This window comes from Petrimonas sp., assembly GCF_963921705.1.
GTDB classification, from domain to species: Bacteria; Bacteroidota; Bacteroidia; order Bacteroidales; family Dysgonomonadaceae; genus Petrimonas; species Petrimonas sulfuriphila.
Genome location: NZ_OY997410.1, coordinates 3126096 through 3141697 on the forward strand (window position 1 = coordinate 3126096; position 15602 = coordinate 3141697).

The 15602-nt window shown below is 42.3% G+C and carries 16 protein-coding genes; 11 read left to right on the forward strand and 5 right to left on the reverse strand.

What is annotated here, in order from left to right; translation table 11 throughout:
* The first annotated feature begins 40 nt into the window (after positions 1–40).
* Together AACM02_RS13055 and AACM02_RS13060 are read left to right on the forward strand one after the other, a co-directional pair.
* Positions 41–1198, forward strand: a complete 1158-nt coding sequence (locus AACM02_RS13055; protein ID WP_332456181.1) for a sodium ion-translocating decarboxylase subunit beta — start codon at positions 41–43, stop codon at positions 1196–1198.
* A gap of 67 nt (positions 1199–1265) precedes the next feature.
* Entirely contained in the window at positions 1266–1406 is a 141-nt protein-coding gene (locus AACM02_RS13060; RefSeq protein WP_214063628.1) for a hypothetical protein, read from the forward strand.
* A 21-nt stretch (positions 1407–1427) separates the two neighbouring features.
* Here the strand turns inward: AACM02_RS13060 and AACM02_RS13065 are convergent, their stop codons facing one another.
* The gene (locus tag AACM02_RS13065; RefSeq protein WP_339117213.1) at positions 1428–2297 is read right to left on the reverse strand and encodes an NAD kinase; all 870 of its coding nucleotides are present in this window, start codon (positions 2295–2297) and stop codon (positions 1428–1430) included.
* An 82-nt stretch (positions 2298–2379) separates the two neighbouring features.
* Positions 2380–2751 (reverse strand): hypothetical protein, encoded by a 372-nt coding sequence (locus AACM02_RS13070; protein WP_332456183.1) that lies wholly within the window; start codon positions 2749–2751, stop codon positions 2380–2382.
* Between the two features lie 157 nt (positions 2752–2908).
* On the opposite strand from AACM02_RS13070, the gene AACM02_RS13075 reads away from it, so the two are divergent.
* The 6 genes from AACM02_RS13075 (at position 2909) to rpsA (ending at position 8342) form a co-directional block, all read left to right on the forward strand.
* Positions 2909–3646: a pyridoxine 5'-phosphate synthase gene (locus AACM02_RS13075; protein WP_214063631.1), complete on the forward strand. Its 738-nt coding sequence runs from the start codon at positions 2909–2911 to the stop codon at positions 3644–3646.
* A gap of 44 nt (positions 3647–3690) precedes the next feature.
* Positions 3691–4392, forward strand: coding sequence for a MotA/TolQ/ExbB proton channel family protein (locus AACM02_RS13080; protein ID WP_214063632.1), 702 nt, complete (start codon positions 3691–3693; stop codon positions 4390–4392).
* 12 nt (positions 4393–4404) lie between these two features.
* The gene (locus AACM02_RS13085; protein WP_214063633.1) at positions 4405–4812 is read left to right on the forward strand and encodes a biopolymer transporter ExbD; all 408 of its coding nucleotides are present in this window, start codon (positions 4405–4407) and stop codon (positions 4810–4812) included.
* A 26-nt stretch (positions 4813–4838) separates the two neighbouring features.
* Entirely contained in the window at positions 4839–5624 is a 786-nt protein-coding gene (locus tag AACM02_RS13090) for a TonB family protein (protein ID WP_339117214.1), read from the forward strand.
* Between the two features lie 73 nt (positions 5625–5697).
* Positions 5698–6243 carry a DJ-1 family glyoxalase III gene (locus AACM02_RS13095; protein ID WP_332456185.1) on the forward strand — a complete coding sequence of 182 codons (546 nt, stop codon included), beginning with the start codon at positions 5698–5700 and terminating at the stop codon, positions 6241–6243.
* Between the two features lie 158 nt (positions 6244–6401).
* The gene (gene rpsA / locus AACM02_RS13100; protein WP_214063225.1) at positions 6402–8342 is read left to right on the forward strand and encodes a 30S ribosomal protein S1; all 1941 of its coding nucleotides are present in this window, start codon (positions 6402–6404) and stop codon (positions 8340–8342) included.
* A 617-nt stretch (positions 8343–8959) separates the two neighbouring features.
* Here rpsA and AACM02_RS13105 read toward each other — a convergent pair.
* Genes AACM02_RS13105 through AACM02_RS13115 form a run of 3 tightly spaced genes read right to left on the reverse strand, consistent with a single transcriptional unit; the run spans position 8960 to position 11623 of the window.
* Positions 8960–9664 (reverse strand): hypothetical protein, encoded by a 705-nt coding sequence (locus AACM02_RS13105; RefSeq protein WP_214063224.1) that lies wholly within the window; start codon positions 9662–9664, stop codon positions 8960–8962.
* 30 nt (positions 9665–9694) lie between these two features.
* Positions 9695–11059, reverse strand: a complete 1365-nt coding sequence (locus tag AACM02_RS13110) for a hypothetical protein (protein ID WP_339117215.1) — start codon at positions 11057–11059, stop codon at positions 9695–9697.
* A gap of 6 nt (positions 11060–11065) precedes the next feature.
* The gene (locus AACM02_RS13115; protein WP_214063222.1) at positions 11066–11623 is read right to left on the reverse strand and encodes an RNA polymerase sigma factor; all 558 of its coding nucleotides are present in this window, start codon (positions 11621–11623) and stop codon (positions 11066–11068) included.
* A 267-nt stretch (positions 11624–11890) separates the two neighbouring features.
* On the opposite strand from AACM02_RS13115, the gene sppA reads away from it, so the two are divergent.
* Genes sppA through AACM02_RS13130 form a run of 3 tightly spaced genes read left to right on the forward strand, consistent with a single transcriptional unit; the run spans position 11891 to position 15595 of the window.
* Entirely contained in the window at positions 11891–13666 is a 1776-nt protein-coding gene (gene sppA, locus AACM02_RS13120) for a signal peptide peptidase SppA (protein ID WP_339117216.1), read from the forward strand.
* 41 nt (positions 13667–13707) lie between these two features.
* Positions 13708–14826: a tetraacyldisaccharide 4'-kinase gene (gene lpxK / locus AACM02_RS13125; RefSeq protein WP_339117217.1), complete on the forward strand. Its 1119-nt coding sequence runs from the start codon at positions 13708–13710 to the stop codon at positions 14824–14826.
* A complete protein-coding gene (locus AACM02_RS13130; RefSeq protein ID WP_332456189.1) occupies positions 14783–15595 on the forward strand; it encodes a purine-nucleoside phosphorylase in 813 nt (270 codons plus the stop codon). The genes lpxK and AACM02_RS13130 overlap by 44 nt, the downstream gene beginning before the upstream one ends.
* Positions 15596–15602: the final 7 nt, after the last annotated feature.

The following is a 15602-nucleotide window of genomic DNA, read 5'->3' on the forward strand; positions in this document are numbered from 1 at the left end:
TTCAAACAACATGAATATACGCTAAAAAAATCGGAAAACTATGGGATTTGAACAACTGATGCCTGCTGTCGCAGGAATGACATGGCAAGACCTGGTTATGATAACCATCGGACTGATTCTCATCTATTTGGCTATCGCTAAAAATTATGAACCCACGCTACTCCTGCCAATGGGATTCGGGGCTATTTTAGTGAATATCCCACTATCGTCGGCTATCACGCAGATTGATCCCGCAACGGGAGAAGCAGTAGAGGGTGTTCTCAACGTTTTCTTCCAGGCAGGGATTGCTACGGAAATATTTCCCTTGCTGATTTTCATCGCTATCGGGGCAATGATCGATTTCTCACCGCTGTTCAGGAGCCCCTCGTTACTTTTGTTCGGAGCGGCAGCACAGTTTGGTATTTTCATGACCATGGTCCTGGCTTCTTTTCTCGGTTATGATTTGAGAGAAGCCGCCTCTATCGGTATTATCGGTGCGGCTGACGGTCCAACCTCCATCGTAGTTGCCTCCAGGTTTGCTCCCAACTTATTGGGACCTATTTCTGTTGCTGCCTATTCTTACATGGCGCTGGTTCCTATTATTCAACCGCCGGTCATCCGATTGCTGACATCAAAAAAAGAACGCTTGATAAGAATGTCGGGGACCGGACACGCCAATAAGAGGATCTCGAAAAAAGCGCTGATTGCTTTTCCTATAGTTGTTACGATTGTTGCCGGTATTATAGCTCCATCATCATTGGCGTTGATCGGTTTTCTGATGTTTGGCAACCTGATCCGGGAGTGCGGAGTATTAAATAAATTGTCGCTCTCTGCTCAAAACGAATTGGCCAGTTTAGTCACCATATTGTTGGGAATCACTATTGCCAGCACCATGACTTCCGACCGCTTCGTCCGCGTTGACACATTACTAATCATTGCACTGGGATTATTTGCCTTTGTCTTCGACACGTTCGGCGGAGTAATTTTTGCAAAATTCCTCAATCTTTTCCGTAAGGAGGGTAACAAAATCAATCCCATGATAGGCGCCTGTGGTATTTCTGCGTTCCCAATGTCGGCACGCGTTATCCACCAAATGGGACAGAAAGAAGATCCGTATAATTACCTGCTCATGCCGGCTATCAGCGCCAATGTGGGCGGACAAATCGGATCGGTTGTTGCCGGAGGTATTATTTTAACGCTGGTCCCGCTGTTTGCGTGAATCAGGGTGTAAAATGATTCTCCTGTAGCACTCAGCACCCAATATCAAAAACTAAACATAAAACATTATGACATCTACAATAGAAACTACTTTATTGATTGCCGGAATAGGCATAACGGGGATTTTTGTTTTTATGGCTATCTTTTATCTGCTGATCATTGGGCTGGATAAACTCTTGCCCTTTGAAGAGGTAAAACCGGAGGAGTAAGCCAATCGCATCGCTTCATCGTTATTTTCTCCTTACGTCCACGCCCCACATCAGTTTATCGCGTAGCGTTTCGTAAAAAGTATGCCCTTTGCGCTTTACCACCTTGAGCATATAGTCTGCTTTTTTCACTTCAATTTCGGTTCTCACATGACAAACTTGTGACTGACCGTCCAGGGAAACCAGAAAACTGTTGCTTCGGCTTTCTATTCTTAGTTTGATCTTTGCATCGTCCTGTACGATTAACGGCCTTGATGTCAAATTGTGGGGAGCAATAGGCGACAAGACAAAACTTGGAGAACTTGGAACAAGTATTGGCCCACCAACGCTGAGTGAATAGGCTGTTGAACCTGTTGGTGTAGCAACAACTAGGCCATCGGCCTGATAAGACGTGAGAAAATCGTTGTTTATATATGTATGAATAGTGAGCATCGACGCTGTGTCTTGTTTTAGTATTGCCACTTCGTTCAAGGCACGATTCGGTTCATCCACAGCTATTTCAAGCAGAGATCGTTCTTCAATCTCATATTCACCGGTAAAAATCTCATGAAGCGTTTCTTTTAAATCACTAAAGTTAACATCAGCAAGAAAACCTAGCCTTCCGGTGTTTATACCTAAAACAGGAATGTCTGAGTTACCTACAACAGCTGCCGTTCGCAGGAAAGTACCGTCTCCACCTACGCTTAACGCGAGATCTACAGGGGGTAGTTCATCGAAAAGTAAACACAACGGACGGAGGGTATCTTGTGTAAATCGCGATACCGAGTAGAATAAGGTATCAGACAAATAGAGCTCAACCGGATATTGCTTCACCGCCTCACAAACTTTAATCATTTGAGATTCGGCTTGGGGGGTATACTCGGGAAAAGTGCTCCCAAACAGTGCAATTTTCATTTTTTTCAGATTGTCAAACTTATGGGTTTACAGACATCAGAGAGTTAGGCCTTGGACCAAAAGGAGGAAGAGACGAAGCCACTCACATGTTTAGATAATACAACAACTCATCCAACCTCTCTTTATGAGTTTCGGTAACAACGCCCTCTTTCATCTCATAGTGCAAAACTTTGTAATTGAATCTTTCCAAACTCATCAAAACCGGAGAAATATCCAACAGGTTCAACTTGATGGAAATAATTAACGTATTGCCGTCAGCTACCGGGAGAATAAAAACATTCATGATGCGGGCATTGTTGCTTTCAACAATACGGGCAATCTCGGTGAGTGTATAGTCTACCAACGAAATCTCTATTACAACCAGTGAGTTTTCCGTATCGGAAAGACCGAGAAAATTCTCAACAGTAAACGATACGGACTGTTTTTCTATCTGATGTCTGATAAAATCTTTCATCTGTTACTAGGCAAAACCGTTATTTCGTATTAATTTTGTAATGTTTTACAAAGATGGGAATTTTTTAGGTAAAAAATCGCGTTAGGTTGTTTTTTATCAATTCTCATCAGAGAAATGAATTTCAAACACAACAATCAAAGAGGGTAAGTTGATTTAAATGACAAAATTAAGTGTAAATATCAATAAAGTGGCTACCATCCGAAATTCAAGAGGAGGGAATATTCCAGACGTAATTCAAGTAGCCGTTGACTGTCAACTGTTTGGAGCAGAAGGAATTACCGTCCACCCCAGACCCGATGAGCGCCATATCCGCTATACGGATGTAATTGACCTGCAACCCAGGATAACTACCGAATTTAACATTGAAGGGAATCCTTCCCCTGAGTTTATTTCGCTGATAAAAAAAATACGCCCTACGCAAGTAACACTCGTTCCTGACGCACACGATGTCCTTACATCGGATTGCGGATGGAATACGTTGGAACACAGGGATTTTCTAACCGAGGTAGTAAATGAATTCCAATCGATGGGTGTGCGTACTTCCATTTTTGTAGACACAAATCTGGAAATGATAAAAATGGCATCGAAAATTGGTACTGACAGAATTGAGCTTTATACCGGACCCTATGCCGAAGAATTCAAAACCAATAAGGAAAAGGCAGTGGCCCCTTACGTAGAAGCGGCAACAATGGCTAAAAACCTGGGTTTGGGAGTAAATGCGGGACATGATTTGAATTTGGACAATCTGAATTACCTTTACGTAAACATTCCCTGGCTAAAAGAAGTATCCATTGGGCATTCGCTCATTAGCGACGCACTTTATATGGGTTTGGAAAAAACAATTAAAGCTTATAAAAATTGTTTAAATACTCCTGTCAACAGTACTAATGCCTAGAATATTATTTATCTTTACAAACACCTTTTAAAATATCCGATTTGATGAACTTGTTACAAATTGCTCCGGTTCAAGATACATTGCAACAAATACAGCAGATTACAACTGCCGTTGAACCTCAAACAACTATGAACGCCTTAGACCTGGCATTTAAAGGCGGTTGGTTGATGATCGTATTGTTGGTACTTTTACTACTTTCCGTATACGTACTGATTGAGAGAACATTAGTAATAAATAAAGCCGGGCAGGAAGACAATTCTTTCATGAACCGCATAAAGGATTATATCCTGGATGGAAAAATAGAAACAGCGATGACTCTTTGTCGTAATACCAACACACCCTCAGCAAGAATGGTTGAGAAAGGAATCTCGCGGTTGGGCAGACCTACGGCAGATGTTATGTCAGCAATTGAGAATCAGGGAAACATAGAAATCTCCAAACTGGAAAAAGGATTGCCGCTTCTTGCGACCACCGCATCGGGAGCTCCTATGATCGGATTTCTTGGAACGGTTACAGGGATGGTGAAGGCTTTTATGAGCATGGCTAGTGCAGGAGCGAATGTGGATGTCAATATTTTATCAACAGGAATCTATGAAGCGTTGGTTACAACCGTTGCCGGCCTTATCGTGGGGATTATCGCATTATTTGCCTACAACTACCTTACAACGAGAATAAAAGGTATCGTAAACAAACTGGAGATGCGAATCATGGAATTTATGGATATTTTGAATGAACCGGTGGCATAAAACAAAAGGAAAATGGCATTAAAACAACGATTTAATGTAGAAGCAAATTTCAGCATGGCCTCCATGACTGATGTGATCTTTCTTCTGTTGATTTTCTTCATGATCACATCCACCATCGTAGTGCCAAATGCAATAAAGGTGCTGCTTCCCAAATCACAACAACAGGCACAGGCAAAGCCCATTACTCGGGTTACCATAGACAAGAGCCTGAACTATTACGTTGCCAATGCAAACGAGACCGAACGGATGGTAACTTTTGAACAAATTACACCGTTTTTGCAATCGGTCTACTCGGCTGAACCGGATATCTTCGTAGCACTCTATGCCGATGAGGAAGTGCCCTACCGCGAAATAGTAAAAATACTGGATATTGCGAATCAGAACCAATTTAAAATGGTGCTGATGACAAGACCGAACTAAAAACCAGTCAACCACGTTAAAACAGGATGCAAATTACAAGAGAAAAAACAGCAGGAATCGCAGGGACAATCCTCTTTGCCGTATTGCTTCTGCTTGTACTTTTGTTCTCTTACTTCACACTGGTAATACCCCCGGATGAGCTGGAGGGTATCCCCGTTATGTTTGGAAATGTGGAAGAGGCTTCCGGCACAACGGAATCTCCCATGAATGAAATATCTCCTGCACCCGCGCAACGCCCATCCGTCCCTGAATACTCACCCGATGAGCCGCTGATCACTCAACAAACAGAACCGACAATAGACGTTGCTGCACAACGTGAAGCAGAGCGACGTAAGGCGCAATTAGCAGAACAACGTAGGTTACAGGAAGAGGCTGCACGCAGACAACGTGAAGAAGATGCCAGGCGCAGAGAAATAAATCAGCAAATGAGCGGACTGTTTGGTGAAAACTCCGGCAGCCGGGGTGAAACCGAAGGCAGCGGAACCCAAGGAGTTTCTACGGGAAATGCTTCCCAGGGAGCCACATCGGGTACAGGTGGAATCGGGACCTTCGATTTGGGAGGCCGAAGCTTGGGTTCAGGCGGGTTAGCTCAACCCAACTATTCGGTAAACGATTACGGAACGGTCGTTGTCAACATTACGGTAGATCCCCGCGGAAACGTTATAAATGCCGAAATTGGCCGCGGCACAAATACCCCGAACACTTCACTGCGTAACGAAGCATTGCGGGCAGCACGCAGAACTAAATTCAATGCTATCAACTCTGCCAACAATCAGCAAGGGACCATTACGTACAGGTTTAACCTCAACTGATTGCATCTTTAAATTCGGCGATTTCGCCGCTTTCAATTATCATACGAGTACAACGTAAACAAAACATGAACAGATGAAAAAAGTAGCGCTATTCTTAGCCAATGGCTTCGAAGAAATTGAAGCTTTGGGAACTGTAGACATTTTACGGAGGGCAGGGATTCCTGTTCAGACTGTTTCGATAACTAACGAGAAAAACGTCACCGGAGCGCACCATATTACCGTTCTGGCAGATGTAATCTTCCGGGAGGTGAATTTCCACGATGTGGATGTACTGATACTTCCCGGCGGCATGCCCGGAGCAAAAAACCTTAACGAACACGAAGAACTTAAGAGAAAGGTGAAGGAATATGCCGAAAAAGGCAAGGTTGTAGCTGCTATTTGCGCTGCACCAATGGTATTAGGGGGATTAGGACTTCTGGAAGGGAAAAAAGCAACCTGTTACCCCGGTTTTGAACATCAATTGATCGGAGCTAAAGTCAGCGGCAACAAAGTGAGCGTTGACAAAAATATCATTACCGGAAAAGGGCCGGGATTAGTTTTCGAGTTTGCTTTGGAGTTGGTAGAAACCATTGCCGGAGCGGGGACAAGAAAAGAAGTCCAGGAAGGATTACTTATCTGATCTTCTGCTGGCCTGTCCTCACTTGCGGAAAGTTGATATTTTCCCAAAATTCCGGGTGCAAAGAATTGGTTATTAACAAAAAACCGACTATCTTTGCACCGTTTTTTTTCGACAATATAATGTCTAACTTATTTAATTATTAATTTTTCAAACAACAAATGACTGACAATTTAAAAACTGTAGCTCCCATAGAGGAATTCGATTGGGATGCTTACGCAAAAGGTGACGTCTACTCCAAAGAAAACAAAGAAAAACTTACCGAAAGCTACGACAACACGTTGAGCAAAATCAACGATAAAGAAGTGGTAACCGGTACGGTAACCTCCATGAACAAACGCGAAGTGGTTGTAAACATCGGCTACAAATCAGACGGCGTGGTATCGATGAACGAATTCCGCTACAACCCTGAATTGAAAGTTGGCGACGAGGTAGAGGTTTACATCGAGAGCCAGGAAGACAAAAAAGGACAGTTGATCCTTTCTCACAAAAAAGCACGTGCTTCGCGTTCATGGGATCGCGTAAACGCAGCATTAGAAAACAACGAAGTAATCAAAGGATACATCAAATGCCGTACAAAAGGCGGTATGATTGTGGATGTATTCGGTATCGAAGCGTTCCTGCCGGGTTCTCAAATCGATGTGAAACCTATCCGCGACTACGATATCTTTGTTGACAAAACAATGGAATTCAAGGTAGTAAAAATCAATCCTGAATTCAAGAATGTAGTTGTTTCCCACAAAGCCCTTATTGAAGAAGAGCTGGAACAACAGAAAAAGGAAATTATTTCGAAACTCGAAAAAGGACAGGTACTCGAAGGAGTGGTTAAAAATGTTACCTCCTACGGTGTATTTGTTGACCTCGGCGGCGTTGACGGCTTGATCCACATTACCGACCTTTCCTGGGGACGTATTCAACATCCGGACGAAGTGGTTAAACTGGACGATAAGATCAATGTGGTAATTCTCGACTTTGATGATGACAAAAAGCGCATCGCCCTTGGATTGAAACAGTTAACCCCACATCCGTGGGATGCCATGGACGACAGCCTGAAAGTAGGCGATATCGTTAAGGGAAAAGTGGTAGTTATAGCGGATTACGGAGCATTTGTTGAAGTTGCAGCGGGCGTAGAAGGATTGATCCACGTATCGGAAATGAGTTGGACACAGCATCTGCACAGCGCACAAGACTTTATGAAAGTGGGCGACGAGGTAGAAGCCGTTATCCTGACACTCGATCGCGAGGAGAGAAAAATGTCGCTCGGCGTAAAACAACTCAAGCCCGATCCATGGGATAACATCGAAGAGAAATATCCTGTTGGAAGCACCCACACAGCAACCGTTCGGAACTTCACCAACTTTGGTGCCTTCGTTGAAATTGAAGAAGGTGTTGAAGGATTGATCCATATTTCCGATTTATCCTGGACGAAAAAAATTAAACATCCAAGCGAAGTTACCGAAATCGGAGCTCCAATTAAAGTTCAGGTTCTGGAAATTGATAAAGAGAATCGTCGTTTAAGCCTTGGGCATAAACAATTGGAAGAAAATCCGTGGGATGTATTTGAAACCATTTTCACAGCTGGTTCGGTTCACGAAGGGACAATTCTCGAATTTGTCGACAAAGGTGCAGTAATCGCATTGCCTTACGGTGTAGAAGGTTTTGCTACTCCAAAACACCTGGTGAAAGAAGACGGTTCACAAGCTCAAGTGGACGAAAAACTGGAATTTAAAGTTATCGAGTTCAATAAAGATGCTAAACGCATTATTGTTTCTCACAGCCGTATTCACGAGGATGCTCAAGGAGGCGGTTCTGACGAAAGCAGAAAAGGCAAACGTTCGGGTAAGAAAGAAAACCAATCATCAACAATGGCAATTCCAGTAATGGAAAAAACCACGTTGGGTGATATCGAAGAACTCGCTGCTCTGAAAGAAAAACTCGACAACCAAAAGGTGGCAGCTTTCAAGAAAGAAGCTAAGGCAAAAGCTAATAAAGAAGAGGAAGCAAAAGTTGCTGAGGCAGAAGTGAAGGATGAACCTAAAATTGCAACTGAAGCAGAAGAAACAGTTGAAAATAAAACTGAAGAAACAAAGAGCGAAGAATAAAATTCTCTTCTTCACATGTTTCAACAATAAAAAAAGCTACCCAAACGGGCAGCTTTTTTTATTGTTGAAACATGTCTTGTTCTGAAATAGTGTTACGTAAAAAAAGATTACAGGATAACCACCGACTCTCATCATAGATTCAAAAAGTATAAGAATCTGGTGGAGGGTACGCAGCTAAACCATCCAGAACAGGTATGGGTTTCCGATATAACTTATATTGGTGGCAAAAAAACGATCATCAGAATGCACTAAATAGCAAAAAGATAACACCGGGTATGACCGAAAGCTATGATCCGTATGCGAATGCAATTGCAGAAAGGGTGAACGGTATATTAAAATAGGAGTTCTTAATCGAAGAGTATCAAGTTGATATAGAGACAATGAGATGGTTGGTTAAAGATGCCGTGCGCATCAACAATCAAAAGGCCTCATTGGTTTTGTCATGTGAAAACACCTGAACAGATGCATAAACAAGAAAGTGTAAACTTTTACATATAAAAAATCAGAGAGAAACAAGGTTAGCCTTGTTTCTCTCTGATGATTCAATTAATATTGTTCTATAAACCTGTAACGCTTATTTAGGACTAGTCAAGATGGTGTTTTGACCGCGGCTCAAATCAGTTTTTATATATCCTGACAGGCTGTGTAACGCTGGTTGGCTGTCCTGCATTTTCTTTGTAATAATTGAATTTTAACTGGATATCTTTAAAATCTTGTCCGTTAAAGTTAACCAGACTACGCAATGAACTCACGTCAAATGCTGCAAAACCATCAACATTCTTTCCAGAAGTTTCCGTGGAAGTGCCGGATTTTTCTAAACGCAATTCCAGTATATATGTATCCGTTGCATCTGGTTGAGTGGTTTCATTATAGAGTTTCGCCTGTACTTTTTCGCCTTCTTTCTTATTCCATACATATTGAACAATCAGGAAATCACCAAATGAACCAACTATGGGCAACCCCCCAACCATGTTAAAGTTAAGGACAGGAGTCATGGTTTCTTGAGGAGCCTCTTGTTGAGAATATACGCCAAGAGGTATTTGCTCTATTTCCGGTGTTATAGCGTTATGTACATTTGTACTGACCATACCGTTTTCGGTACTCCACGACCAGGTAATAAGGTACCACCTGTCCGGATCTTTCGATTTAATCTCATTGGAAGTCATCACAAAATCTCCGTTATGGGCAACTTGTGTTCCCTCTAATTGAGTAATATAAAACAATTGCCGCTGACCTGAAAAGTTACTATCTCCGGCCTCTAAGCATGAAGTCAAAAAGAGTCCAGCAATCACAACACTAAAAAATAAAATCAATTTTCTCATATACATAATTATTTGTTAAATTAAAAATCATTAGAAATCAAATCGGATCCCCGCATTCAAATCGAAACCGATTTTCTTGTCGGTATATATCGTTTTATATTCATAGTTTTTTGCATCAAAGTAATAAACCCCACCAACCTTGCCGTACAAATTAAATCCTCCGTAAATAGGGTAAAACACCCCTACCCCTGCATTTACTGAGATCTGTGGATTCTTCTGACTGATTTTCGTAGTAATCACCCCCTGAGACGCACTGTTTAGTTCAGTTGAAACACTTTGTCCCGTACTCCTGAATTCCCCGTAAATATCTTTTTCCACCATCCCTCCGAAGGATGCAAACAAACCCAGTTTTCCTATATTCACGAAGTTATAATTCAGATTGACTGGAATACCTAAATAATGAAAATGTTGCGTCTCCTGATTTTGAAAATCAACACTGGTGTTTTTAGCCCGCGAGAACAGATAGGTATAAACCAATCCGGTTTCAATGGATAACCTGTCAACAATGGTTTTAGAAACGGTGATGCCGAACGAAACCGGCTGATCGTGTTCCATTTCGGCTACGTTATCAGCAATACTTCGGTTGTTGAATGGGATACTGCTGTAATCAGCATACATCTTATTCGATCCCGTTAATCCGGAATAAAGACCATCTCCGTTTTCAGATGGCTTGACCGCACTGGCACTGCGCAAAGTCATGGGACTATTTACGGTTTTCCGCGAAGAAGTAAGTCCACCTTTTGCGTTCAGTGCCAACATAATAGGTTTATTCTTCTTATCTTCAAACGCCAAACCTTCAAAGATTGTAGCTTTCCCGGCATTCTCAAACTCCTGAATGAGCCGGTCAACCTCTTCCTGACTGGGTTGAACCACCTGCCTTTCCTCAGGACGAATTATTCTTTCTCCCATTGCCTCGGCCTTAACTTCAACAGTTTGTTCAGCAATCACTATCTTTTCCGGAGTTTGTTCTAAGTCTATGTTTACAGACAACACCTTTTCTTTTCTTTTGGTGTACCTGGCCACCAAAACCTCTTGTTTTTGAAGAGAATACCCAACCTGACCGTCCTTGTTACTTTCCTTCTTTGTCGTTTCAGTTTTTGCTATTTGAGTATCCTGTGTATCTAGGCTTCCTGTTTTTTCAGGTGCCATCTTCCCGGTGAAAACAGGGAGATCGGGTTTGACCGGATGAGGCGAATTCAAAAAGAACAAACTTCCCAGTATTAATGCCGCAGTAGCTGCTGCGGAGCCGACATACCAATTTCGGCGGATAATTCTCGCCCGCCTAATGGCATTAAGCGACTGCTCTACCTTCTCCCAGCCATCAGGGGGAACAGGAGCTTCAAAATCGCTGAAAACCGACTTCAATTGTTCTTTAAATATATCTTTTTCGTTCATAGAAGATCATATGTATTTCTTCTTCAACATGGATTGGACTTTCTTTTGTAAAAAAGTCTTGGCTCTGAAATATTGCGACCGGGAAGCGTTTTCTGTTATCCCCAGCATTGCGCCAATTTCCTTATGTGGTATATCCTCAAAAATCACTAAGTTGAAAACCGTTCTGTAGCCTTCAGGCATCTCACGAATAATATTCAGAAGTTCTTGACGCGGAATATCTCCTACTTCGAGAGAGTCATCCTCAGGAGTATCCCAAAAGTCTGAATTGTCTTTTCCGTAATCGTTTAAAAAGTTGAACCTTTTTTTCTCCTGACGATAATTTTCGAGAGCCAGATTAACGAAAATCTTGCGTAACCAACCTTCAAAAGAACCCTTGCCCGAATAAGAGCCAATTTGCGTAAAAACCTGCAGAAAACCGTCGTGTAACACATCACGAGCGGTTTCATTATCTTGACAATAACGCAGGCAAACAGCCATCATTTTAGGAGCATACAACTCATATAATGCCTTCTGAGCATTACGGTTCTGCTTCTTACATGCTGTTATCAACTGCGAATCATCCATGCTTATCGCTTACATAAGTAAAGATGGAAAAAATGAAAAAACGTTGCATGGTTTATCCATTTCCCCCTATTCTTTATGTTTTTTTAACCATTATCATTTTTTTCGTGGTCTTTTGTTCTCAAAACAATTTATGAGGTAAAAACCCCGGTCGCTACAATAATAAATTATATTACAAGCATAAAGAAACTAAATTGTAATTGTTTTCAATTGCAATATAATTCTTTTTTCTCTATTTTTGTGCTTATAATCAATTTAGAACACAAATTTATGAAAGATTTCTTTAAAATGATGTTTGCGTCAGCATTGGGCTTCATCATCGCGAGTTTTATTTTTTCGCTTATTTCAATGCTGATCATGTTTGCTATGATGAGCTCAATCATGGGTTCTTTCGGCAAACAGGAATCATTTGTATTGCAAAATAACTCCATTTTAAATCTAAGGCTTGAAGGCGCAATACAGGAACGTATTGCTGAAAATGACCCTTTTACCGACCTGGTAGGCGGAGTACCATCGGCTATGGGTATGAACGACATCATTGGAGCCATCCGCAAAGCAAAAAACAATGACAAAATAAAAGGTATTTATCTGGATACACGTCTTTTTGCAGCTTCTACCGCTACATTAGCAGAAATACGGCAAGAGTTGGAGGATTTTAAAGAAAGTGGCAAGTTCATCGTTGCCTATGCCGATACCTACACACAAAACGGCTACTATCTGGCTTCTGTTGCTGACAAGGTGGCTATCAATCCACAGGGTATGCTCGATGTTCACGGAATCGCTTCGGTACCGTTGTTTTACAAAGACGCGTTGCAGAAACTCGGTATTGAAATGCAACTGTTTAAAGTGGGCACTTATAAATCTTTCGCCGAACCTTATACCCAAACCGAAATGAGTGAAGCCAACAGGGAACAGGTGAACTCATTCATTACAGATATTTGGAACACTATGAAAACCGATATGGCTGCATCCAGAAACATGGAAACTGCGCAAATAGACTCAATAGCCAACCTGTTTCCGATGCTTAGAAAAACCGATTTCCTGTTGTCCCGAAATCTAGTCGACACCGTTCTCTACGAAAGTGAAATGAAAGATTATGTCCGAGAACTGCTCGGGATCGATACTGACACTAAAATTCCATCGGCAACAGTTGCGGAAATGAAGTCGGTAAAAACACCGGCAATCCGGAAATCGACAAACTCCATCGCCTTGTTATACGCCACAGGAGGTATTGTATCCGGCAATAGGCCTAATGGCATTCAGGATAAATATTTCGTAAACGAGATTGAAAAACTTCGGAAAGATGACGACATCAAAGCGGTTGTTTTTCGCATCAATTCCGGGGGCGGAAGCGCATATGCCTCGGAACAAATCTGGAAAGCAATTTCCGGTCTGAAGTCGGAAAAGCCGGTAGTTGTTTCTATGGGTGACATGGCTGCATCGGGCGGCTACTATATTGCGTGTAATGCTGATAAAATAGTTGCTCAGCCCACCACCATCACAGGTTCTATCGGCATTTTCGGTATGTTTCCTAACTTTAGCGGCACACTTGATAAACTGGGTATCGATACGGACGTAGTTAAAACCAACGAATTTTCTGATTTTGGTGACGTTTCCCGAGCTTTTAACGCTCAGGAAGCAGCGATGATGCAAGCTTATGTGGACAGCGGTTACGATCTGTTCCTGACAAGATGTGCCGAAGGCCGTGGAATGCCAAAAGACAGCCTGGCCAAATACGCAGAAGGTCGTGTTTGGACAGGAAATCAGGCCAGGGAAATTGGATTGGTAGATGAACTGGGCGGGGTCGATGAAGCTATCCGTATCGCGGCTGAAATGGCTAATTTAGGTAAAAGCTATGCTGTTTTCGAGTATCCAAGGATAAGGTCACCGTTTGAGGAAATTTTCAGCAAGAACAAAGAAGAATTGGCTGCCAAAACGTTAAAGAATTATCTGGGAGAAAGCTACGACAAGTTTATGTTCTTGAAAAACCTCAAAGATCAGGATTATATCCAGGCACGCATTCCGTATGAGTTGAATATAAAATAATACAGACTTTAAAATGCGTAATCTAAAGTTGTAAACAAAAGATGGATTCACCCCTTCCCGATATACGACGTTCGTTGCTACCACTATCATGGTTGTATGGGTTTGGTGTGAATTTTCGGAACAGATTATTTGATGCAAAAATCCTGAAGCAGCACAAGTTTGATATTCCCGTTATCTGTGTGGGGAATATCACCGTGGGGGGCACAGGAAAAACACCACACATTGAATACCTCATCAACTTATTATCGTCAAGATATAAAGTAGCGGTCCTGAGCCGGGGTTATAAACGGAAAAGCAAAGGGTTCAGGATTGTAGATGTCGATTCAAAGCCACAGGATGTGGGTGATGAGCCGCTTCAGATAAAGCAGAAATTTCCCGGAACACTCGTTGTGGTGGATAAAAACAGGAGAAGCGCCATAGAGAAAATACAATCCATCGACATAGAAGAGCGACCTCAGGTCATTCTGCTGGACGACGGTTTCCAACACCGCTACGTCACTCCGTCTCTCTCCATCTTATTGGTCGACAGTAACCGCCCGGTCTACGAGGACAAATTACTGCCCGCAGGGAACTTGCGAGAGCCGTTACAGGGAAAAGACCGCGCTTCAATCGTCATCGTCACCAAATGCAGCCGCGAAATGCAACCCATCGACTTCCGTATTTACGAAAACGGCCTCGATTTATTTCCTTATCAGGATCTGTACTTCACCACTTTTGACTACGGTAACCTCATACCTGTTTTCCCCGAGTTGCAACCGGAAACTCTCGAACCCGATGATTTACGCAAAAAACACGTTTTTCTGATTACCGGAATTGCATCGCCTAAACCGTTAGTAGAAAAGCTGGAACTGAAAACGTACAATTTATATCCGAAATACTTCCCCGATCACCATTTTTTTAAAAAAGAAGATATTGAGGAAGTTGTACGGGAAATGAACGCCCTGGATGTGGACGACGACGATAAGATGGTCGTAACTACCGAGAAAGATGCTGTACGCTTTCATGCATTGTCGTTTCTTGACGAAGAGGTGAAAAAAAGATTGTACTATATCCCCATAGAAGTAGTATTTTTAGAAAAAAACGAAAAAGAATCATTTAATAAAAAAATCAACAAACATGTTAGAAGCTATCAATCAAACAGCCGATTATCTAAAAAATAGAATCGGTGATGTTCCCAATACCGCTATCATTTTAGGAACCGGACTGGGAGAACTAGCCCGGGAGATTAATGATAAAACTGAAATTCCTTACACCGAAATCCCCAACTTCCCGGTTTCGACCGTGGAGGGTCATAGCGGAAAACTCATCATCGGAACACTCGGCAGTAAAAGAGTACTGGCCATGCAAGGGCGTTTTCACTTTTACGAAGGATACAACATGAAACAGGTAACTTTTCCCATCCGCGTTTTCAAGGCTTTGGGTGTTGAATATCTTTTCGTATCAAACGCTGCCGGCGGAATGAATCCGAGCTTCGACGTGGGCGACATCATGCTCATTGAAGATCATATTAACATGTTTCCCGAGCATCCGCTTCACGGCAAGAACTACAACGAACTGGGAACAAGATTTCCCGATATGAGCGAAGCCTACAACAAAGAACTCCGGTTAATGGCGATGGAAATTGCCAAAGAGAAAAACATCAAGTTACAGCACGGTGTGTACGTAGGCGTATCCGGCCCGACGTTTGAAACGCCTGCAGAATATCATTTCTTCCGCGTTATCGGCGGTGATGCCGTAGGCATGTCCACCGTCCCCGAAGTTATCGTTGCCAACCACGCCAAAATGAAAGTATTGGCTTTTTCCATCATTACTGACCTAGGTGTAGTCGGAAAAATTGTGGAAGTTTCACACGAAGAGGTACAGGAAGCTGCAAAAATTGCTCAGCCCAAAATGGCAGAAATTATGCGGGCAATTGTGGAAAGAATGTAAGCAGTTA

Excerpts from the sequence above, each read along its gene's own strand:
- AACM02_RS13055 (WP_332456181.1), top strand. The coding sequence starts at position 41 with ATGGGATTTGAACAACTGATGCCTGCTGTCGCAGGAATGACATGGCAA.
- AACM02_RS13060 (WP_214063628.1), top strand. The coding sequence starts at position 1,266 with ATGACATCTACAATAGAAACTACTTTATTGATTGCCGGAATAGGCATA.
- AACM02_RS13065 (WP_339117213.1), bottom strand. The coding sequence starts at position 2,297 with ATGAAAATTGCACTGTTTGGGAGCACTTTTCCCGAGTATACCCCCCAA.
- AACM02_RS13070 (WP_332456183.1), bottom strand. The coding sequence starts at position 2,751 with ATGAAAGATTTTATCAGACATCAGATAGAAAAACAGTCCGTATCGTTT.
- AACM02_RS13075 (WP_214063631.1), top strand. The coding sequence starts at position 2,909 with ATGACAAAATTAAGTGTAAATATCAATAAAGTGGCTACCATCCGAAAT.
- AACM02_RS13080 (WP_214063632.1), top strand. The coding sequence starts at position 3,691 with ATGAACTTGTTACAAATTGCTCCGGTTCAAGATACATTGCAACAAATA.
- AACM02_RS13085 (WP_214063633.1), top strand. The coding sequence starts at position 4,405 with ATGGCATTAAAACAACGATTTAATGTAGAAGCAAATTTCAGCATGGCC.
- AACM02_RS13090 (WP_339117214.1), top strand. The coding sequence starts at position 4,839 with ATGCAAATTACAAGAGAAAAAACAGCAGGAATCGCAGGGACAATCCTC.
- AACM02_RS13095 (WP_332456185.1), top strand. The coding sequence starts at position 5,698 with ATGAAAAAAGTAGCGCTATTCTTAGCCAATGGCTTCGAAGAAATTGAA.
- rpsA (WP_214063225.1), top strand. The coding sequence starts at position 6,402 with ATGACTGACAATTTAAAAACTGTAGCTCCCATAGAGGAATTCGATTGG.
- AACM02_RS13105 (WP_214063224.1), bottom strand. The coding sequence starts at position 9,664 with ATGAGAAAATTGATTTTATTTTTTAGTGTTGTGATTGCTGGACTCTTT.
- AACM02_RS13110 (WP_339117215.1), bottom strand. The coding sequence starts at position 11,059 with ATGAACGAAAAAGATATATTTAAAGAACAATTGAAGTCGGTTTTCAGC.
- AACM02_RS13115 (WP_214063222.1), bottom strand. The coding sequence starts at position 11,623 with ATGGATGATTCGCAGTTGATAACAGCATGTAAGAAGCAGAACCGTAAT.
- sppA (WP_339117216.1), top strand. The coding sequence starts at position 11,891 with ATGAAAGATTTCTTTAAAATGATGTTTGCGTCAGCATTGGGCTTCATC.
- lpxK (WP_339117217.1), top strand. The coding sequence starts at position 13,708 with ATGGATTCACCCCTTCCCGATATACGACGTTCGTTGCTACCACTATCA.
- AACM02_RS13130 (WP_332456189.1), top strand. The coding sequence starts at position 14,783 with ATGTTAGAAGCTATCAATCAAACAGCCGATTATCTAAAAAATAGAATC.